The 22000-nt window shown below is 32.4% G+C and carries 20 protein-coding genes; 19 read left to right on the top strand and 1 reads right to left on the bottom strand.

Going from position 1 to position 22000, the window contains the following annotated elements; genetic code table 11:
* Positions 1 to 6: 6 nt before the first annotated feature.
* From HMPREF3265_RS12130 to HMPREF3265_RS02175, 12 genes are all read left to right on the top strand, one after another.
* The gene (locus HMPREF3265_RS12130) at positions 7 to 2175 is read left to right on the top strand and encodes a bifunctional glycosyltransferase/CDP-glycerol:glycerophosphate glycerophosphotransferase (protein WP_075140761.1); all 2169 of its coding nucleotides are present in this window, start codon (positions 7 to 9) and stop codon (positions 2173 to 2175) included.
* A 219-nt stretch (positions 2176 to 2394) separates the two neighbouring features.
* Positions 2395 to 3627 (top strand): NupC/NupG family nucleoside CNT transporter, encoded by a 1233-nt coding sequence (locus HMPREF3265_RS02225; protein WP_011276509.1) that lies wholly within the window; start codon positions 2395 to 2397, stop codon positions 3625 to 3627.
* Positions 3628 to 4118: 491 nt separating this feature from the next.
* Positions 4119 to 4952 carry a YitT family protein gene (locus HMPREF3265_RS02220; protein ID WP_070860953.1) on the top strand — a complete coding sequence of 278 codons (834 nt, stop codon included), beginning with the start codon at positions 4119 to 4121 and terminating at the stop codon, positions 4950 to 4952.
* Positions 4953 to 5159: 207 nt separating this feature from the next.
* Positions 5160 to 5957, top strand: coding sequence for an ABC transporter ATP-binding protein (locus HMPREF3265_RS02215; protein ID WP_053017195.1), 798 nt, complete (start codon positions 5160 to 5162; stop codon positions 5955 to 5957).
* Positions 5958 to 5991: 34 nt separating this feature from the next.
* Positions 5992 to 6996 carry a FecCD family ABC transporter permease gene (locus HMPREF3265_RS02210; RefSeq protein WP_070860952.1) on the top strand — a complete coding sequence of 335 codons (1005 nt, stop codon included), beginning with the start codon at positions 5992 to 5994 and terminating at the stop codon, positions 6994 to 6996.
* Positions 6993 to 8009, top strand: a complete 1017-nt coding sequence (locus HMPREF3265_RS02205) for a FecCD family ABC transporter permease (RefSeq protein WP_070860951.1) — start codon at positions 6993 to 6995, stop codon at positions 8007 to 8009. The genes HMPREF3265_RS02210 and HMPREF3265_RS02205 overlap by 4 nt, the downstream gene beginning before the upstream one ends.
* Positions 8010 to 8284: 275 nt before the next feature.
* Positions 8285 to 9247, top strand: coding sequence for a dihydroxyacetone kinase subunit DhaK (gene dhaK / locus HMPREF3265_RS02200; protein ID WP_070860950.1), 963 nt, complete (start codon positions 8285 to 8287; stop codon positions 9245 to 9247).
* Between the two features lie 33 nt (positions 9248 to 9280).
* Positions 9281 to 9862, top strand: a complete 582-nt coding sequence (dhaL, locus tag HMPREF3265_RS02195) for a dihydroxyacetone kinase subunit DhaL (protein ID WP_070860949.1) — start codon at positions 9281 to 9283, stop codon at positions 9860 to 9862.
* Positions 9859 to 10239, top strand: coding sequence for a dihydroxyacetone kinase phosphoryl donor subunit DhaM (gene dhaM, locus HMPREF3265_RS02190; RefSeq protein WP_070860948.1), 381 nt, complete (start codon positions 9859 to 9861; stop codon positions 10237 to 10239). The genes dhaL and dhaM overlap by 4 nt, the downstream gene beginning before the upstream one ends.
* Before the next feature lie 144 nt (positions 10240 to 10383).
* On the top strand, positions 10384 to 10884 hold the full coding sequence (locus HMPREF3265_RS02185; RefSeq protein ID WP_070441946.1) for a hypothetical protein: 501 nt from the start codon (positions 10384 to 10386) through the stop codon (positions 10882 to 10884).
* Positions 10885 to 11535: 651 nt separating this feature from the next.
* A complete protein-coding gene (locus HMPREF3265_RS02180) occupies positions 11536 to 12603 on the top strand; it encodes a YkvI family membrane protein (protein WP_070860947.1) in 1068 nt (355 codons plus the stop codon).
* A 134-nt stretch (positions 12604 to 12737) separates the two neighbouring features.
* The gene (locus HMPREF3265_RS02175) at positions 12738 to 13784 is read left to right on the top strand and encodes an alpha/beta hydrolase (RefSeq protein ID WP_070860946.1); all 1047 of its coding nucleotides are present in this window, start codon (positions 12738 to 12740) and stop codon (positions 13782 to 13784) included.
* Positions 13785 to 14019: 235 nt separating this feature from the next.
* Here the strand turns inward: HMPREF3265_RS02175 and HMPREF3265_RS02170 are convergent, their stop codons facing one another.
* Positions 14020 to 14526 carry a GNAT family N-acetyltransferase gene (locus HMPREF3265_RS02170; protein WP_070441937.1) on the bottom strand — a complete coding sequence of 169 codons (507 nt, stop codon included), beginning with the start codon at positions 14524 to 14526 and terminating at the stop codon, positions 14020 to 14022.
* 110 nt (positions 14527 to 14636) lie between these two features.
* Between HMPREF3265_RS02170 and HMPREF3265_RS02165 the strand changes: the two genes are divergently transcribed.
* The 7 genes from HMPREF3265_RS02165 to HMPREF3265_RS02135 all read left to right on the top strand — a co-directional run bounded on the left by HMPREF3265_RS02165 (position 14637) and on the right by HMPREF3265_RS02135 (position 21966).
* Positions 14637 to 15560, top strand: a complete 924-nt coding sequence (locus HMPREF3265_RS02165) for an NAD(P)H-binding protein (RefSeq protein WP_070860945.1) — start codon at positions 14637 to 14639, stop codon at positions 15558 to 15560.
* Between the two features lie 14 nt (positions 15561 to 15574).
* A complete protein-coding gene (gene graR, locus HMPREF3265_RS02160; protein ID WP_011276495.1) occupies positions 15575 to 16249 on the top strand; it encodes a response regulator transcription factor GraR/ApsR in 675 nt (224 codons plus the stop codon).
* Entirely contained in the window at positions 16242 to 17282 is a 1041-nt protein-coding gene (locus HMPREF3265_RS02155) for a HAMP domain-containing histidine kinase (RefSeq protein WP_070860944.1), read from the top strand. Before graR ends, HMPREF3265_RS02155 begins: the two co-directional genes overlap by 8 nt.
* Positions 17283 to 17413: 131 nt before the next feature.
* Positions 17414 to 18175, top strand: coding sequence for an ABC transporter ATP-binding protein (locus tag HMPREF3265_RS02150; RefSeq protein ID WP_070860943.1), 762 nt, complete (start codon positions 17414 to 17416; stop codon positions 18173 to 18175).
* The gene (locus HMPREF3265_RS02145; protein WP_070860942.1) at positions 18165 to 20054 is read left to right on the top strand and encodes an ABC transporter permease; all 1890 of its coding nucleotides are present in this window, start codon (positions 18165 to 18167) and stop codon (positions 20052 to 20054) included. Before HMPREF3265_RS02150 ends, HMPREF3265_RS02145 begins: the two co-directional genes overlap by 11 nt.
* Positions 20055 to 20329: 275 nt before the next feature.
* Positions 20330 to 20947: a DUF47 domain-containing protein gene (locus HMPREF3265_RS02140; protein ID WP_070581129.1), complete on the top strand. Its 618-nt coding sequence runs from the start codon at positions 20330 to 20332 to the stop codon at positions 20945 to 20947.
* A 14-nt stretch (positions 20948 to 20961) separates the two neighbouring features.
* Positions 20962 to 21966, top strand: a complete 1005-nt coding sequence (locus HMPREF3265_RS02135) for an inorganic phosphate transporter (RefSeq protein WP_070581128.1) — start codon at positions 20962 to 20964, stop codon at positions 21964 to 21966.
* The last annotated feature ends 34 nt before the right edge of the window (positions 21967 to 22000 follow it).

Raw genomic sequence — 22000 nt, 5'->3', positions numbered from 1 at the left:
AATATATTGAATAAATTATCGATTATTATTACGTATTTTAATAATGAAGATTATATTAGTGAGTGTATTCACAGTTTAAAAAGCCAGAGAAATCAAGATTTTGACATTATTGTTGTCGATGATGGTTCAACTGATCGCTCAACAGAAATCTTACAAGAAGCATTAAAATCATATGATAAAGACGTTCACTTCATTCAATTGCAAGAGAATACTGGACATGCACATGCACGAAATGTAGCTTTGGAACAAGCGCATGGTCAATACGTACTATTCCTAGATGCCGATGATCAATTGGCCTCATATGCTGTTGATTACTATCTTCAACATGTGAATGGTTTAGATACACTGATTGCACCAATTCATAAATTTAGAAGTCAACGACCACAGTATGTAGATAAAGATAAAGTACGTTTGCAATATGCTTCTCATCAAAAAAGGCCAAATGCAATTTTGAGAAAAGAATCAGCATGTAATATTTTATTTAAAAATGCCATTATTAAAGCGCATCAGATTCAATTTAATGAATCATTAGATATTTATGCAGATACGTCATTTGTGCTTGAGTATTTAAAATATGCGGAGCGTTTTGTTAGAATTACCAATTTCCCATTCTATTATCGTGGTGAGGTATACGATCCATTTTATGGTAATACATTAAGTGATCAAGATTTTACAAATAAATTTGAAGATCATGTTAATAGTTTCTTTGATGCTATGCAAAGAACGAATGATAAGCGAATTAAAAATTTCCTCATTCAACGAATGAAAAATGAAATTAAAAGTGGATTTGATCCTGCACTTAGAGATATAAAATCTCGATATGTGTCACTTGAAGATGCGCTTATTAAAATTGTTAAAGCTTTAAAATGGAACATCCTAAAAGATGGGAAAGTATTATACAATTTAGAAATATTATTCTTATCAATGGATGATGTTGAAAATGCCAAATATGTTAATGACTTACGAAATAAAACACGTTTAGTTAAAAATATTGTGTTAAATAGCAAGATGAAAGAACGTTCAAAATATCAACTGAGTGATAATGAAGACTTAGTTGACCCGAATACAATTGTATTTGAAGCGTTTGGTGGTAAAAATTATAGCGATAGTCCTAAATATATTTATGAATACATGCAAAAACATTATCCTCATTTAAATTATATTTGGGTCTTTTCAAAACCAGAAAATAACAATATTCCAGGTAATGCTACTAAAGTGAAAAAAGGATCTCAAGCTTATTATGATGCCTATGCTAAAGCGAAATATTGGGTTACAAACGCTAGATTACCTTTATATTTAAATAAAAAAGAGAATCAAATGTATATCCAAACTTGGCACGGAACACCATTAAAACGTTTAGCTAATGATATGAAAGTGGTTAGAATGCCTGGCACGACAACTGCAAACTATAAGAAGAACTTCTATGCTGAAGCATCACGTTGGGATCGTTTAGTATCACCAAATAGATACTCTTCTGATATTTTTAAATCAGCATTTTGGATGGATGAAGACCGTATATGGGAGATTGGTTATCCGAGAAATGATGTATTAGTTAACCGTCAAAATGACACTGAATATATTGAACAAATTAAGCGTGACTTGAATTTACCTGCAGATAAGAAAGTTATCATGTATGCTCCAACTTGGAGAGACGATGAGTTTGTGAAAAAGGGACAATACTTATTTGATTTGAAAATTAATTTAGCTAATCTTCAAAAAGAAATAGGAGATGAGTATGTCATCTTATTAAGAATGCATTATCTAATTGCGAATGCTTTAGATTTACATGGATATGATGACTTTGCGATTGATGTATCAAATTATAATGACATTTCGGAATTATACTTAATTTCTGATGCATTAGTTACTGATTATTCTTCTGTTATGTTTGACTTTGGTATCTTGAAGCGTCCACAATTTTTCTTTGCATACGATATCGAAAAATATGATAAAGGACTTCGTGGTTTCTATATGGATTACATGAACGACCTACCAGGTGAAATTATTACAGACGAGTTTAAATTAGCTGAAGAGTTAAAACAAATTGATCAACATAAAGTGAAATATCAAGATAAGATAGAATCATTTTATAATGATTTTTGTTCTATAGAAAATGGAAAAGCATCTCAATATATTGGTGATTATATTTATAAAGATATTGAGAAAAAATCATAATTAAATTGAAAGTAGAAAGCACTAGAGCAGTAAATTTAACTCTAGTGCTTTCTATTGTACTATTTAAAAAATCTTTATTTTCTCGAACATTACCTCATGGTATAATTAAAAATATATTATTAACAGAACTTTTGGGGTTAATTAGTGAATAAAGTACGATTCTGTTGTATAGACATGCTATGATATTAATGGCAAAAAAATTAATCAGGTAGGTGCCTTATGTTTTTATTGGTTAACATCATTGGGTTACTTGCATTTTTGGGAATTGCAGTTTTATTTTCAAGAGATCGCAAAAACATCCAATGGAAATCTATTTTAATTCTTGTAGTATTAAACTTGTTTTTAGCATGGTTCTTCGTCTATTTCCAAATCGGGAGAACGATTGTAGAAGGATTAGCTTCAGCAATTGCATGGGTAATTCAATCAGCGCATACTGGAACAGGCTTTGCATTCAGCAGTTTCACTAGCGGTAAACAGATGGATATGGCGATTAGCGCACTCTTCCCAATTCTGCTTGTAGTACCATTATTTGACGTATTAATGTATTTCAATATTTTACCTAAAATTATAGGTGGTATTGGTTGGGTGCTAGCGAAAATTACGCGTCAGCCTAAATTTGAATCATTCTTTGGCATCGAAATGATGTTCTTAGGTAATACTGAAGCTTTAGCTGTATCAAACGAACAATTGAAACGTATGAATGAAATGCGTGTATTAACAGTGGCTATGATGTCAATGAGTTCAATCTCTGGAGCTATTGTTGGTGCATACGTTCAAATGATACCGGGTGATCTCGTATTAACAGCGATACCGCTAAATATTATTAATGCGATAATTGTATCTTCAATTTTGAATCCGGTAAGTGTTGAAGAACAAGAAGACATCATTTATAGCATCAAAAATAATGAAACGGTAGAACGTCAACCTTTCTTCTCATTTTTAGGTGATTCTGTACTTAATGCAGGTAAATTAGTATTAATCATCATTGCATTTGTAATTAGTTTTGTTGCTTTAGCAGACTTAATTGATCGCTTTATAAACTTAATTACAGGTCTAGTCGGTGGATGGATAGGCGTAAAAGGAAGTTTCGGTTTAAATCAAATTTTAGGTTTATTTATGTATCCATTTGCACTTTTACTTGGTTTGCCATGGGGAGAAGCATGGATTGTTGCTCAACAAATGGCTAAGAAGATTGTTACTAATGAATTTGTAGTTATGGGTGAAATTAGTAAAGTCGTTGATTCATATAGCCCTCACAGAAGAGCTGTTATTTCAACATTCTTAGTTTCATTTGCTAACTTCTCTACAATCGGAATGATTGTCGGAACATTAAAAGGGATTGTCGATCAAAAAACATCAGATTTTGTATCTAAATACGTACCAATGATGTTATTAGCAGGTATATTAGTATCATTACTTACTGCAGCGTTTGTCGGATTATTCGCTTGGTAAGAAGATACATAGCATGTTTGACAATTTAAAAGGATCGTGGAACATCATTCAATTTGAATTTCGTTCCACGATTTTTTTGAATTATTTCAGTAGATTTTAGTTAACATGATAAAAACCAAGTATGTAGGGTGAGGAGACACTCTATATACTTGGTTTTTATGGGAAATGAATATTAATGTACTTGTAACGGTAAGGACTAGGTACTGTCACAGTACTTCGAGCAAAATTTGTTTTGTTACTATAAACAACACAAAGGAGATAACTTCTCTTATTAAGAAGTTATACACATTATAGCAAATGTAATCGACAAAGTAAACAAAAAATTCAGAAAATTTATATTTGTTTTTAAATTAGTTCACTTAAACATGATGAAATAGAAATATACCTTGAAAATAATCTAGATATAGACTATTTCTAAAATGCATATTGTAGCTTCACTAGTGATTGTGATAACCTTTTTAATGATATTACATTAAAAGGGGTTGGTGTATGTGAATAAAAATATTAAAGATTTACTTTTAGTTATACTAGGCTCTTTCATATTTTCAGCTGGAGTTAATGCATTCGTTATCTCAGGTAATTTAGGAGAAGGTGGCGTAACAGGTATAGCCATTGTATTATATTATGCGTTTCACATTTCTCCAGCCATCACGAACTTTGTAGCAAATGCACTACTGATCATTGTAGGGTATAAATTTTTAAGTAAAAAAAGTATGTTATTAACTATTGTGGCAACTGTACTTATCTCAGTGTTTTTAAGTTTAACTGAGTCTTGGCACGTCGAAACTGGAAATATCATTATTAACGCTATATTTGGTGGCTCTTGTGTTGGGTTGGGCATTGGTATTATTGTTTTAGCTGGTGGTACAACTGCAGGGACAACGATACTAGCACAAATTGCTAATAAATATTTAGATGTAAGTACTGCATATGCGTTATTGTTTTTTGATTTGATTGTAGTACTCATATCATTAACTGTATTACCATTGCAGATGGCCTTAGTAACAGTTATATCATTATATATAGGTACCAAAGTTATGGAATATGTTATAGAAGGTTTAAATACTAAAAAAGCAATGACAATTATTTCAAGTAATCCTGACCAAGTAGCGAAAGCGATAGATGAACAAGTTGGACGAGGTCTCACAATATTAGATGGTCGAGGCTATTATAGTCGTGAAGAAAAAGACGTATTATATGTTGTCGTTGCAAAAACACAAGTGTCTCGAGCTAAGAAAATTATACGAAAGATTGATGATCAAGCCTTTTTAGTTGTGCATGATGTGAGAGATGTATATGGTAATGGCTTTTTAGCAGATGAATAATGAGAATGAATAAGGTTAGGTGTTTCAATATATTGGTGAAGGTGATATGACGACATCAATTAATGAAATACCTAACCTTTGTTTTGTTGATTACAAATAGTCAGTTATTTACAAAGATGTTATAATACCTCTATTGACTATGATAATTATTATCAATTGGCAAACTCAATCGTACACAAAGTTATTTATTATGAAAGTAGGGGAAGCATGAATCGTTTAAAAGCGCAACAAGTGGAAATTGGATATGGGGATCATACGATTATTAACAATTTAGATGTAGAAATACCAGATGGCAAGGTTACGTCTATCATTGGGCCTAATGGTTGTGGGAAATCTACATTATTAAAAGCATTGTCACGCTTATTAACAATCAAAAATGGCGAAATTCAATTAGATGGTGAAAATATTCATACGCAATCAACTAAAGAAATTGCTAAAAAAATTGCTATATTACCACAAACACCAGAAGTAGCAGATGGTCTTACAGTTGGAGAATTAGTATCTTATGGTCGTTTTCCGCATCAAAAAGGGTTCGGCCGTCTATCTGCTGAAGATAAAAAAGAGATTGATTGGGCTTTAAATGTTACTGGCACATCTGAATTTAGACATCGTTCTATTAATGATTTAAGTGGTGGTCAGCGTCAACGAGTTTGGATTGCGATGGCATTGGCTCAAAAAACAGACATTATTTTCCTAGATGAACCCACAACATATTTAGATATCTCACATCAATTAGAAATTTTAGAATTAGTTCAACAATTAAATAAAGAACAAGGTTGTACCATCATAATGGTCTTACACGACATCAACCAGGCTATTCGTTTTTCTGATCATCTTATCGCTATGAAGAAAGGTGAAATCATTGCTTGTGGCGCTACTGAAGACGTGCTGACTAAAGATATTCTAGAAAAAGTGTTTAATATTGATGTCGTACTTAGTACGGACCCTCGTACAGGTAAACCATTGTTAGTGACCTATGACTTATTCGAACGTAATTATTCATAATATATAGATAAACTGAGAAAAGGGAATTTTTATCATGATGGAGAAAGATAAAAAAGTAAACATAGGTTTTATTGGCTATATTATTTTAGTCTTTGTGTTGTTAGTAGGCGCATTGCTTGTATCTATCTTGATAGGTGAAGCGAAAATTAGTTTTTCAACTATTATGGATGCTATTTTTCATTATAATCCTAAAAATCAACAACATAATATTATTAGTGAGATACGTATACCGCGTGATTTAGGTGCGGTATTAGTTGGAATGGCATTATCAGTTGCTGGTGCTGTTATTCAAGGCGTAACTAAAAACGGACTTGCAGATCCAAGTTTAATAGGTTTAAACTCTGGGGCTTCATTTGCATTGGCGTTAACATTTGCTTTTTATCCGTCAGCACCATTCTTAATGCTCATGTGTGCAGGGTTTTTAGGTGCGATGTTGGGTGGCTTTATTGTCTTAACAATAGGTCGATCTAGACGTGATGGCTTCAATCCTATGAGAATCATTTTAGCAGGTGCTGCTGTAAGTGCACTTTTAACGGCTTTGAGTCAAGGTATTGCTTTAACATTTAAGCTGAATCAAACACTTACTTTCTGGACTGCTGGTGGTGTTTCAGGTACGACTTGGAAACAACTTATGTGGAGCGGACCTGTTATTATCATTGCTATTGTTATCATCATAACAATGAGTAAACAATTAACGATTTTAAATTTAGGAGAGACACTTGCTAAGGGCTTGGGACAAAATATCACGTTGATTCGTGGATTAAGTTTGTTCTTAACAATGATATTAGCGGGGGTAGCCGTTTCAATGGTAGGACAAATTGCGTTTGTTGGCTTGATGGTGCCTCACATTGTCAGATTCTTAGTAGGCACAGACTACGCAAAGGTATTACCATTAACAGCTTTAACAGGCGGTTTACTTATGATTTTAGCTGATACTGTTGCACGAATGTTAGGTGAAGCGCCAGTGGGAGCGATTATTTCATTTATCGGTGTACCTTACTTCTTATACTTAGTTAAAAGAGGGGGGCGCACAATATGATTCATCCTAAATTAAGACGAAAACAAATCGTTACTTTAGTAATTTTTTCAATATTATTATTAGTCGCATGTACATGGAGTGTGTCTTCAGGAGAATATAAAATTCCGGTTGATCATTTTTTAAAGACGCTCATAGGTCAAGGTGAATATTATGATCAATTAATCTTAATGGAATTTCGTTTTCCACGAATGTTAATTACTATTTTAGCAGGTGCTGCGTTAAGTTTAAGTGGTGCTATTATTCAAAGTGTCACTAAGAATCCAATTGCGGAGCCAGGTATTTTAGGTATTAATGCTGGCGGTGGTTTCGCCATAGCGCTATTTATTTCAATAGGACATATTAACCCTGATAATTTTGTGTATGTGTTACCAGTGATTAGTGTCATTGGTGGTGTAGCTACTGCAATTGTTATCTTTTTATTTAGTGTGAACAAGAGAGATGGCATTACACCTTCAAGTATGGTGCTAATTGGTGTAGGCATGCAGACAGCCTTATACGGTGGTTCTATTACGCTTATGTCTAAATTTAATGAAGATCAGTCAGAATTTATTGCTACTTGGTTTGCTGGTAATATCTGGGGTGATGACTTTACATTTGTAATTGCAACTATTCCATGGCTTATCATTATTATTCCATTTCTTTTATATAAATCTAATGTGCTGAACTTAATTAATACACATGAGCATATTGCAAAAGGACTTGGTGTTAAGGTTGAACGTGAACGTGTAATTTTATTCTTTATTGCTGTTGTTTTATCATCAATTGCCGTGGCTGTTGCAGGTGCTATTACATTTATTGGTTTAATGGGACCACACATTGCAAAATCAATTATTGGACCGCGTCATCAACTATTTTTACCAATTTCAATTATTATAGGTGCCTTCTTACTTGTTTTATCAGATACCATTGGTAAGGTTATTCTTGAACCGACAGGGGTACCTGCTGGTATTGTAGTTGCTATTATAGGCGCACCTTATTTCATTTATTTAATGTATAAATCTAAAAGTATTTAAAAATTGGTGCATTGAATAGTGATGCTGAAGGATAAAATATATGTAAGACATCGTTTCTAATTAGTTAAATATTAAACTTTTTACGATTGTAGTAATCTTCGTGGGAGTGGACAGACCTTATTAATGAATTTTACGCTGAAATTCTCTGTGTTTGGATAAGGACAAATTCTGTTCCATTTCCACTTTTTTATTAAAGTCGATTTATATGTAAATGATAGCGCATACATTGCGCTTGATTTATAATTAAATTGATAGGCCAAAGGAGGAGGTTACATATGAAAAAGCTAATAAAACAAAAAGAAAACTTTTTAAAAGATATGCTAGACGGTTTAAAAATAGCAAATAATGATATCGAAATCATTGCAGAAACTGTTGTCGTGCGACGTAAAAAGAAATCTAAAGGCGTAGCGATTGTTTCAGGTGGCGGTAGTGGACATGAACCGGCTCATGCAGGTTATGTTGCGCAAGGGATGCTTGATGCGGCGGTTTGCGGAGAAGTATTTACTTCACCAACACCTGATAAAGTGTTAGAAGCAATTAAGGCTGTCGATACTGGTGATGGTGTTTTATTAATTGTTAAAAATTATGCTGGCGATGTAATGAACTTTGAAATGGCGCAAGAAATGGCAGAAATGGAAGATATTCAAGTAGAGATGGTTGTCGTTAAAGATGACATATCAGTGTCTGAAGAAACGCAAAGACGTGGTGTTGCAGGCACAGTATGCGTTCATAAATATGTAGGCTATTTAGCTGAACAAGGTTTAGTTCTACAGGATATTAAAGAAAAAGCGGAAACAATAGCTTCACAAATTAAAAGTATTGGTATGGCACTGACATCACCAATGGTTCCGACAACAGGCCAATATGGATTTGATATTAATGATGAGGATATAGAAATTGGGATAGGTATTCATGGGGAAAAAGGAATTGAACGAATACACTATGAAGAAATCGATAGTATCGTTGAACGGTTATTAAGCCGATTACTTAAAGAAAATCAAGAGCAATCATTAATCGTTATAGTTAATGGGATGGGTGGTACACCACTATCAGAGTTAAATATTGTGACTAAATATTGTTCGCTTTATTTAGAAAAACAAAATAGAGATGTAGCGCAATGGTTTGTTGGTGACTATATGACTTCATTAGATATGCAAGGTTTTTCAATCACACTACTTCCTAATAATGAAGAACTACTCAAAGCTTTACAAGCACCTACTACGTCTCGCTACTTTTAAAAAGAAAACTACATTCAACTGAGGTGATTAAAAATGGATGTTAAAGATATGAAACAACGATTATTAAATTTAGAGGCAGTGTTTTCAGAGAAAGAAACATTATTAACGGATTTAGATAGAGCAATTGGTGATGGCGATCATGGTGTCAATATGTTGCGTGGATTTAAAAGTTTGAAAGATAAGATAGATGATAGTAGTATGTCATCGCTATTTAAATCTACCGGTATGGCATTAATGTCAAATATTGGTGGTGCATCTGGTCCATTATATGGATTTAGCTTTGTTAAGATGGCTAATGTTGTTAATGATGAAATGGATAAAGAAAATTTAAAAGCTGTTGTTACTGAATTTGCTATTGCGATTGCCCAGAGAGGTAAAGTACAACGAGATGAGAAGACTATGTTTGATGTTGTAGATCGAGCGCGTGAAGCTTTAGAAAATGATGAAACAATCACATTAGAGATACTACAACAATTTGCTACTGATACGAAAGAGATAGAAGCTACAAAAGGACGTGCAGCATACTTTAAAAAGGATTCAATAGGTTATATCGATCCTGGTGCTCAAAGTATGGTTTACGTATTAAGTGCACTGATTGGAGATGAGATTGAATGACAACAATTATAATTATCAGCCATAGTGAAGACATTGCGAATGGTACTAAAGCATTGCTTAATCAGATGGCGCAAGATGTTAACGTTATAGCTCACGGCGGTGTCGATGGAGGCATAGGTACATCATTTGATGATATTCAAAATATTATCAATAACTTAGATGATGACGCATTGTGCTTTTATGATCTAGGTTCTTCTGAAATGAATTTAGATTTAGCAATTGAGATGTATGAAGGACCACATCATGTTAAGAAGATAGATGCACCAATAGTAGAAGGTAGTTTTACTGCTGCAGTGAAACTCTCAGTTGGCGGAACAACTGATGAAGCGATACAAGAAGTCGGTCAAACTTCATTTAAAGAAAATACATTTGACTAATGTTTAAATAATCTGGGTGAATATAATAATCAAATAAATGCGCAAAATAAATTTTACAATTAAGTAATTTATAAAATGAAAATGACAAATGATTGTGATAAAATAGATTATTATAGTAAAGCGAGAGAGTAGGTGGACAAGGTCATGCAAAGTAGCATCAAGGAATACGTTTTAAGTGGAGAATTTGAACAAGTTAGACAACTAATGACCAAAGCAGACTTTTTAGATTTTGAAGAAGCCTACATTTCATGTGCACATGAAAATGAAAGCATGATGTTTTATACTTGTATTTTAGATATGATTAAATTTGAAGAAACGTCTGAATTGCATGATTTAGCATTTCTATTACTTGTCTATCCTCTAAGTGAGATAGAAGGGGCATTGGATTCTGCTTATTACCATGCACAAGCGTCCATTCAGTTGACGAATGGTAAAGAAATTAAGAGTCTATTACAAATGTTATTATTACATGCCATTCCAGAACCTGTTATTACTGATACTGAAGCTTTCAAAGTTGCTAAACAAATTTTGAAATTAGATCCAAGTAATCATGTTGCAAGAAATGCACTTAAAGAAACAGCTAAACGTATGGATAATGTTGTTATTGATATTAATGAATTACAACAATATGGAAATTCTAATTAATCAGCATGTAAATGATTGCATCATTGTACAAATAATTACTTTCTAGATTTTATATATGGTAGTGGGACAGAAATAGTATTTTTCAAAATTTATTTCGTTGTATCCCCAGATTGCTTAGCTTGTAGAATTTCTTTAGGAAATTCTCTTTGTTGGGGCCGCCTACCAGGTAAGGATGACTAGGTTTGAGAAAACTTGATTCAAGGTCAATTTCAAATCAGTCAGCTATTGCCAAATTGGTAAAAAAGTCTGAGACATTTAATTTTGTCTCAGCCTTTTTAATTCAAGTCATTTTTAAATTTAATTATTTATTTAAAAAAACTAATGACTAGTGCGATAATAGCCAATATTAAACCTGCAATTACTCCTAAACTTATTTTTTACCTCCTCTATAATGATCGCTATTATTTGTTTAAAGATGTAGATATGATGTTCACCATTAATCTAAAATTAAATATGATTTACTAGTTACTTATTTATGAGAAATAAGATAATCATAATAATTTTTAAAGAATTTTAAATCCTTAACAAGTGTATATAGCATAGTGTTTATAGCCGATAAACGCCGGTTCGTAACCTTTATGCACTGTTGCATATTATTTGAAGTGCGTTATAATGCACAATGTGTCAAATTTAAGGAGGTTATATTTTCGCATGGGATTAAATAAAGAAGCTGTAAAAATTGGTTTCGCCTATGTCGGCATTGTAGTAGGTGCCGGATTCTCAACTGGACAAGAAGTTATGCAATTCTTTACACCGTATGGTTTATGGTCTTATATTGGTGTACTTATTTCAGGTTTGATTCTTGGTTTTATAGGTAGACAAGTTGCTAAAATAGGTACAGCATTTGAAGCTACGAATCATGAGTCAACATTAAAATATTTATTCGGAGAAAAGTTTAGTAAAATCTTCGATTATATATTAGTATTCTTCTTATTTGGTATAGCAGTCACTATGATTGCAGGGGCAGGTTCAACATTCCAAGAGAGTTTTGGCATACCTACGTGGTTAGGTGCCTTAATTATGACTATTGTCATTTATTTAACATTATTATTAGACTTTAACAAAATCGTGAGGGCACTTGGTATCGTTACACCATTCTTAATAATTATGGTAATACTTATTGCCATTTACTACTTATTTGCAGGTAGCGTTCCTTTAAATGAAGTTAACAGTACTGTTGATAAAACAAGTGTATTTTGGGGTATAGTTAGAGGATTAATGTATGGTGGTCTAGCTTTTGCAGTGGGCTTTAGTACAGTTGTTGCAATTGGAGGCGACGCTTCTAAACGTAAAGTTTCAGGTGGAGGTGCAATGTTTGGCGGTGTGATTTACACTATCTTACTTGCTCTAATTAACTTTGCACTACAATCTGAATATCCTAAAATCAAAGATGCTGAAATTCCAACAATAACATTAGCTAATGCTATTCATCCATGGATTGGTCTTGTTCTAACTGTCATCATGTTAGCAGTTATGTACAATACAATCTTAGGGCTATGCTATTCATTCGCAGCACGTTTTACAGAACCATATAGTAAAAAGTATCACATCTTTATCATTATTATGATGATTGCTGCATTTATTTTAAGCTTTGTAGGTTTCGCAGACTTAATTAACTTCTTATATAACATTATGGGTGTTGTTGGTCTGTTTATCGTAGTTGCAGTATTAATTAAATACTATGTACGTAAGAGTGATAATAAAGATCATATAGCATAGATTTAAAATAGCAATACTTTACAATTGAAAGTGAATGTTTTAATCTTAAAAGCAATTCGTATGATTATACGGGTTGCTTTTTCTATTGAATGAATAAGCAAACTTTCTATAATCAATTGAAAGGAACGTAGGGAATGAATACTCAGAAAAAATGGACGATCATCACAGGTGTCATTATAGTGATTGTGAGTGTTGTAGTTGCTTGGGGACTATACCACCATCAACAAGAGAGTGAGAAGAAAAAACAACAACGTGAAAAAGTTCAAATTAATAATCCTAACGTCAAATTATTTCAAAATATTACCTATAATAATCATCTTCCTGAAAGCCAACTCGACATTATGATGCCTGACGATATAGACAAGGATACTAAATTGCCAGTTATCTTCTGGATGCATGGAGGGGGTTATGTTGCAGGTGATAAACAATATAAAAATCCATTGCTATCGCAAATTGTGGAACAAGGCTATGTAGTAGTGAATGTTAACTATGCTTTAGCACCTAATTATAAATATCCTACGCCACTCATTCAATTTGATGATGCAATTCAATTTATTAAGCATAATAAAGACCGCTTCCCAATTGATTTAGATCAAGTTGTTATAGGCGGTGACTCTGCCGGTGCACAACTTACAAGTCAATATGTTGCTATGCAAACAAATAGTTCACTACGAAGTGAAATGGGATTTGAACAGCGTTTTACACCATCACAAATAAAAGGCGCTATCTTTTTCGGTGGTTTTTATGATATGAAGACAGTTAGAGAAACGGAATTCCCAAGAATTCAAATGTTTATGCATAGTTATACTGGTGCAACAAAATGGGAATCAGAATTTCAAAATATTTCTCAAATGTCAACAATTAATCAAGTGACTAAAGATTATCCTTCAACGTATCTATCAGTAGGTGATGCTGATCCTTTCTACAGTCAAAATATTGAATTTTACCGTAAGTTGAAGGAAGAAGGCATTCCTGCTAGTACATTGTTCTATAATGGTTCACATCATTTACATCATCAATATCAATTTCATTTAGAGAAGCCAGAATCTAAAGAGAATATGAAACGTGTACTCGCATTCTTAAGCAGAAATACTTCATCATCTGGTGTAGAACAAAATCAGCAATCTCCATTTGATGGTTCTACGAGTTCGGATAAAAGTTTCTCATTATCACCTTACTAACCACGATGAAGTGATAAAATTATCAAACTTTATTAGTGACAACACTATAGCTAAGAATAAAAGGCTTATTTCCTAAATGTTAAATCATTAAGGAAGTAAGCCTTTTTAATTTCTATTAATCTATGATAGTGCTATTTAATTACTATAGGTATATTGTTATTTAATCTAACATTTTAGTAATGTTGTTTAATATTATTGAGACTAGAGTATAATATAATGATATTAAATTTAAATACTAAATAAGCAGTTTGGCCATGACATATTTATTGAAGTATTGACCATTAATGTATAGCTTATCATTTAATTCGCCCTCAATATTAAATCCAGCAGCTTTAAAGAGTTCAACTGCGCGCGCGTTTTCAGGGACAACGGAAGCTTCGATACGCCTAATATCATGGTTGATTGACCAAGCTTCAGTCGCATTTACTAAGGCCATACCTATGCCATGTTTCTGATATAGTTGTCTAACACCAATTGTGATAACTGCTTCGTGACGTTTGCGCTCAAAATCTTCAGTTGTAATGAATGCGTAACCAACCAGTTGATCATCTTGCTCTGCAACATAAACAGTATTTCTTGGAGAAGTGATAATGCGTTCTAAACGATCACTAACACTTGAGATGCTGGGCGTATATTCACCCGGGTTATATAATGTATATTCAGATTCATCATAAATTTTACTTAATAATTTAATAAAGTCTTCAACGTCTTTTATACTAATTTCACGAATAATATGAGCCATAAGGCTTCCTCCCAAATTAATAAACTATTGTGTCTTACGTGGTATTATAGCAATAAATCTTAGATATACATAAAATAAAAAACTTTTAAACTAAAGGGGTAATCTTAAATATGAAACCGAATATACTATTAGCAGGTGGTAGTGGTTATATTGGTAAGTATATAAGTAGTGTTATTGAAAAAGATGCAAACATATATGCCCTATCAAAGTATCCAAATACTAAAAAAGAAGATAATGATCGAATTATTTGGTTGAAAAGAGATATTTATAATTATACTGATGTTGTAAAAGGTATGGAAGGTATGGACATTGCTGTTTTTTATTTAGATCCTAATAAGAATTCAGCAAAATTAACGCAAGCAACGGCACGAGATTTAAATTTGATCGCCGCAGATAACTTTGCCAGAGCAGCAGCTCAACAAGGTGTGTCTAAAATAGTATATATAAGTGGTAGTCGATTTGATAGTGAGACAGTACAAAGGCTAGAGAATTACGGTGTTCCTGTGGAAAAGACAAACACACAAATTAAACGACCGCATATAAATGCTGAATTACAGATGTCTAAATATGATGATATAAGAACAGCGATGCGAATGATATTACCTAGGAAATGGACATTATCCTATTTAGTAGACTACTTTATGAAATGGCTTAATGATACACGTGGTACATTCATGCACACATATAAAGATAATGATAGATACATTGTTTATGCACGAAAAAAGTCTAAACCATTATTAATTATGGAAAAAGTTGAAAACGACTCGGGACTTATAACATTACACTTGATTTCAGGTTCAATGATAAAATCTAATCAAAAGAAACAAGGTAAATTAGAATTTAGGCAAATTAAAGGGACAAGATTGGTCATTGTTCATTTATATGATTATATTCCGAAATTACTATGGCCAATTTACTACTTCGTTCAAGCACCATTACAAGGTTTGATTATGCGAGGGTTTGAAATTGATTGCCGAATTAAACATTTTAACGGACGGGTTCAATCAGGGGAAAAAATGAAATATACAAAATAATAGGTGATAAAGTGATGCAAGTATTATTAGTAGAAGATGATCAAACACTCTTCCAAGAATTGAAAAAAGAATTAGAACATTGGGATTTCTTTGTGACAGGTATAGATGATTTTAGTGCAGTAATGGATATTTATGAAGAAACAAATCCTGAGATTGTTATTATGGATGTTCAATTACCTAAATACGATGGGTTTTATTGGTGCAGAAAGATTAGACAAGTATCTAATGTCCCCATCTTATTCTTATCATCACGTGATAATCCGATGGACCAAGTTATGAGCATGGAATTGGGAGCCGATGATTATATGCAAAAACCATTCCATACAAACGTCTTAATAGCTAAATTGCAAGCCATTTATCGACGTGTTTATGAATTTGGAGCAGAAGAAAAGAGAACATTGAATTGGCAAGATGCACTTGTGGATTTATCAAAAGATAGTATTCAAAAAGGTGATTCAGTTATCTATTTATCGAAGACTGAAATGATTATTTTAGAAATGTTAATTCAAAAACAAAATCAAATTGTTACTAGAGATACCTTAATTACTGCGCTATGGGATGATGAAGCGTTTGTAAGTGATAATACGTTAACTGTTAACGTTAACCGTTTGCGTAAAAAATTATCTGATATCGGTATGGATACACAGATCGAAACTAAAGTAGGTAAAGGTTACATGGCACATGAGTAACTTGAAGTGGTTTTGGTTATTCCTCAAAACGCGAAGTAACTGGATTTTTTGGATTGTGTTTCTACATGTGATTTTATTAGGTATGGCTTACATTGATTATGATATTTCCATCGAGAGTATAGGATTTATAGTAACTTTAAATCTCGGTCTTACAGCGATGTTTTTAATTTTTACTTTTTTAAAAGAAGTAAAGCTATATCAACATTTATATAATAATAAAGAAATTGAAGAAATTAAGCATAAAGATTTAGCGGAAGATCCGTTTCAAAAGGAAGTTGTTAATTATCTTTATCGCAAATTAACGAGTCAAAAGGAATGTGTTGTTGAACAACAATTACACATACAATCGACAGAACAATCTCTAACAGAATTTGTTCATGATATTAAAACACCTGTGACAGCGATGAAGTTGTTAATCGATCAAGAAGAAGAGGGGACACGTAAAAAGTCATTATTGTATGAATGGGCACGTATTAATGAGTTGTTAGATAAGCAACTTTATTTAACGCGTTTAGAGTCTAAAAATAGAGACATGTATTTTGAAGAGACATCACTGAAGCGTCTTGTGATTGATGAGATCCAATTAACACGTCACATTAGCCAAGCCAAAGGTATAGGCTATGATTTGGATTTAGAAACAAACTTAGATGTATACACGGATGTGAAGTGGTGTCGCATGATGATTCGCCAAATTTTATCTAACTCATTAAAATATTCTCAAGAACAAGATATTATTATTCGTTCTTATACAAATGATGGTCATGTAGCATTAGAAATTAAAGATTTTGGTAGAGGTATCAGTCACAAGGATTTACCACGTATATTTGAGCGTGGTTTCACTTCGACTGCGAATCGTAATGAGACAACTTCTTCAGGAATAGGGCTATATCTGGTTAACAGTGTAAAAGATCAATTAGGTATTAATGTTCAAGTAGAATCTACAGTGGGACAGGGGACTACTTTTGTATTAACTTTTCCAAAACAGAATGAATTGATGGCCCGTATGACCCAAGTGACAACAATGTTACCTTAAAACTTAGATTTGTTACTCCATCTTCATTTCATCAAAAGCGATAACTTTTATAATTAAACTGATTAAAGTAGTGAGATGTTTCTAAAGTAAACGCACATGCAGATAAAATGAATGGCGAGGTGAATAAAACCGTGGCAATATTACAGGCAAAGCAAATTGCCAAAACTTATGGAAATAAACAAACTGAACAAGAAGTTTTAAAAGATATAGATCTGTCAATTGAAGCGGGAGAGTTTGTAGCTATCATGGGGCCATCGGGATCAGGCAAGACAACGTTATTAAACGTGTTAAGTTCAATTGACTATTTAACACATGGTTCTATTATTTTAGATGGTCAACAATTAGAGAAATTATCTAATAAAGTGTTGTCTGAAATTAGAAAAAAAGATATTGGTTTTATTTTTCAAGAATATAATTTATTACATACGTTAACAGTTAAAGAAAACATCATGTTACCTTTATCAGTTCAAAAGTTAGATAAAAAAGAAATGAATGAACGCTATCAACGTATTACACAGGCTTTAAATATTTTTGAAATTAGTGATAAATATCCATCAGATATTTCTGGTGGACAGCGACAAAGAACATCCGCAGCGCGTGCATTTATTACGTATCCTAAGATTATTTTCGCGGATGAGCCAACAGGGGCACTTGATTCTAAAAATACTCGCGATTTATTACAACGTTTTCAAAAAATCAATGAACTTTATAACGCAACGATAGTAATGGTAACGCATGATCCTTTGGCAGCAAGCTTCTCAGAGCGTGTGATTATGTTAAAAGACGGGCAGATATTTACTGAAATTTATCAAGGTGAAGACGATAAAAATGTCTTTCACAAGGAGATCTTACGTGCGCAAAGTATATTAGGTGGCATGATGTATGAGTTTTAGTCAAATTATATGGAAGAACTTTCAACAGAATATAATTCATTACGCGATTTATATCTTTTCACTTGTATTAAGTATCGTGTTGTTTTTTAGTTTTATAACAATTAAGTATGTGCACCATTTAAATGTGCATCAATCGTTGTCAATGATACAACAAGGAACACAAGTGGGGAGTTATTTTTTATTTATCATTATTGTTGTATTTATTATGTATACGAATATGTTGTTTATTAAACGACGTAGCTATGAATTCGGATTATTGCAAACGATTGGTTTAGGTAAAAAGAGTATTATTTATATGCTAATGCTTGAACAATTACTTATTTTTATTATAACCGCGATATTAGGTATGATTATCGGTATTTTAGGATCAAAAATACTATTAATGATTGTTTTAAAATTATTAGGTATACATACTTCTGTATCAATCATTTTTAGTTTTCAAGCGATTGCGCAAACTTTATTTATACTTGTCATTGCTTATATACTTATCATTATTCAAGCGTCTATTTATTTAAGTAAATCTTCAATTAAAAGTTTAATGGCCTCTCAAGACAGTAAAGAAGATAGTCACATCACACTTACATTAGGAGAAGTTATATTAGGTGTTTTAGGTATTGTATTGATATTAACAGGTTATTATTTATCGACACGTTTTGTCGAGATTGTAGATGATGTGATACTACCGTTTGTTATTCTAATTCTTACTGTTTTAGGAACTTACTTTTTCTTTCGAAGTACGATTTCTCTCATTTTAAAGACGATTAGATATCTTAAAGGTGGTAATGTTTCTGTAAATGATGTTATTTTTACATCATCACTCATGTTTCGAATTAGAAAAAATGCATTTTCATTAACTGTAATGGCAATCATTTCAGCAATAACTGTATCTGTATTGTGTTTCGCTGCGATTAGTAGGGGCTCTTTGACAAATGAAGTTCTATTAGAATCTCCTCATGAAGTTACACTGAAAGAAGAAAAATTAGCTAATGAATTAGGTTTTGAATTAAATCGGCATCATATTCCTTACCATTACGACTTTAAACAAGTTGTTTATTCTCAACTATACAAAGATCATTTATTTGATAAAAATCAGGTGCAACCATACGCGATTACTGTAACGAGTGAAAAATATTTCCCTAATGTTTCTATAGAGAAAGGTGAGGCTAATTTAATTATGCCTGAAGGGTTAATTCATGATTTATCGAATCATACACCCCATGGTACGGCTTCTATAGGAACTAAAAAGCATCATGCAAATATTAAATTGAATAAAGTGATGGATAAAATTTATTTTAAACAGAGTATTGACTTAGGAGGTCCTACTTTAGTTTTAAATGATACAGATTATAACTATTTGAAAGCACATGCGAAAAATAAATATATCGTTTCACAATATGGTTTTGATTTAAAACATAAAAGAGATATACCAAAACTTGAGAGTATAACAAAGGGTCTTGATGGTAATGTTCAAACGCGTAGTGAAGTGGTGAGCGAAGTATCAAGTTTGACTGGAATATTGTTATTTGTAACATCATTTTTAGGAATTGCATTTTTAATCGCTACAGGGTGTATTATTTACATTAAACAAATTGATGAAACAGAAGATGAGTTAGAAAGTTATTCTGTATTACGTAAATTAGGTTTTATTCAAAAAGACATGGCAAAAGGGTTAAAACTCAAAGTGGCATTTAATTTTGGTATACCACTAATTATTGCCTTACTACATTCTTACTTTGCGGCAGTGGTCTTTATGAAGGTTATAGGCTTTGATAATAAAGTTCCTATTTTCGTTGTAATGGGTATTTATACAATCATTTATAGTATTTTTGCAGTTATCGCCTATAATCACTCTAAAAGAACGATTAATCACTCAATTTAAGTCAATATTTACCTAATATTTCGTATTTGTAAAGAATTTGTAAATGTAATTGTGGTTATGTAAATTTTGTGATATTTTCAAATAGGGACAAATTCAGTAATGGAGTATTACGTGAATAACAGTAAAACATTATATTTACATAAAATTTACAAATAGTCAGAAAATAGACTCTTTGAATGTTCTTATTGTAAATGTATTCTTTATCTAAAGTTGTCTTACAATAATAAAAATTTACAAATGTGATTGGAAACGATCGCTATAATGGAGGCTTTATAATGTTTACTAAGAAAAAGGATAAGTTCATGGTTCAATTAGAGGAAATGGTATTTAATTTGGACCGTGCTGCAGTTGAATTCGGGAAAATGGATTTCAATACGCACTTAGATTTAAAAGCTTATTCTGACAATATCAAGACATATGAGTCACATGGTGACGAATTAATGCATCAAGTTATTGCGGATTTAAATCAAACATTTATTACGCCAATTGAACGTGAAGACATTCTATCTTTATGTAATGCAATTGATGACGTTCTTGACGCAATGGAAGAAACTTCAGCAATGTTTGAAATGTATTCAATTGAATATACAGATGAATACATGGCAGAATTCGTAGAAAATATCCAAAAAGCAGTAGCGGAAATGAAATTAGCTGTTGGTTTATTAGTTGAGAAGAAATTATCTCACATGCGCATTCATTCTATTAATATTAAAGAATTTGAAACAAATTGTGATGGCATTTTACGTCAATCTATTAAACACATTTTCAACAGTGAAACAGATCCAATCACACTAATTAAAATAAAAGATATTTATGAAAGCATGGAAGAAATAGCAGATAAATGTCAAGTTGTAGCAAATAATTTCGAAACGATTATTATGAAAAATAGCTAAGGGAGTTTTAATTTATGGAATATGTATTAATTATCACTATAGCTATCGTTATATTTTCTTTAATCTTTGACTTTATCAATGGATTCCATGATACAGCCAACGCGATTGCTACAGCAGTATCGACACGTGCATTGACGCCTAGAACTGCAATATTTTTAGCGGCAATTATGAACTTTATCGGTGCTTTAACATTTACTGGTGTTGCTGGTACAATCACAAAAGATATTGTTGATCCATTTAAATTACATAATGGTTTAGTAGTTGTATTAGCCGCTATTTTAGCAGCAATCATTTGGAATTTATTAACATGGTTTTATGGTATTCCAAGTTCATCATCTCACGCATTAATAGGTTCAATCGCTGGTGCAGCGATTGCAGCACAAGGATTTGGTGTACTTCACTATCAAGGTTTTACTAAGATTATTATTGTTTTAATCATTTCACCAATTATTGCATTTTGTGTTGGATTCATTATGTACACGATTGTTAAAATTATCTTTAAAAATGCTAACCTTACTCGAGCGAATCGTAATTTCCGATTCTTCCAAGTATTTACAGCAGCATTGCAATCGTTCTCACATGGTACGAACGATGCACAAAAATCAATGGGTATCATTACATTAGCTTTAATCGTTGCTAATATTCAAGATCCAACAAACGTTGAGCCGGCATTATGGGTAAAAGTTGCCTGTGCAACTGCAATGGGTCTAGGTACTGCAATGGGTGGATGGAAAATTATTAAAACAGTAGGCGGAAACATTATGAAAATTCGCCCAGCAAATGGTGCTGCTGCTGACTTATCATCAGCATTAACAATATTTGTAGCTTCATCATTACATTTCCCATTATCTACTACACACGTTGTATCATCATCAATTCTTGGTGTAGGTGCTTCTAACAGAGCTAAAGGTGTTAAATGGAACACTGCACAACGTATGATAATTACATGGGTTATTACATTACCAATCTCTGCGATTTTAGCAGCATTGATATTCTGGGTTATGAACATTTTCTTATAATATAGGCTCTATAATAAATTGGACTGATGACTAA

It is taken from the genome of Staphylococcus sp. HMSC62B09 (assembly GCF_001839115.1).
In the GTDB taxonomy this organism is placed as follows: Bacteria; Bacillota; Bacilli; order Staphylococcales; family Staphylococcaceae; genus Staphylococcus; species Staphylococcus haemolyticus.
This window is presented reverse-complemented; position numbering and strand designations above follow the sequence as displayed.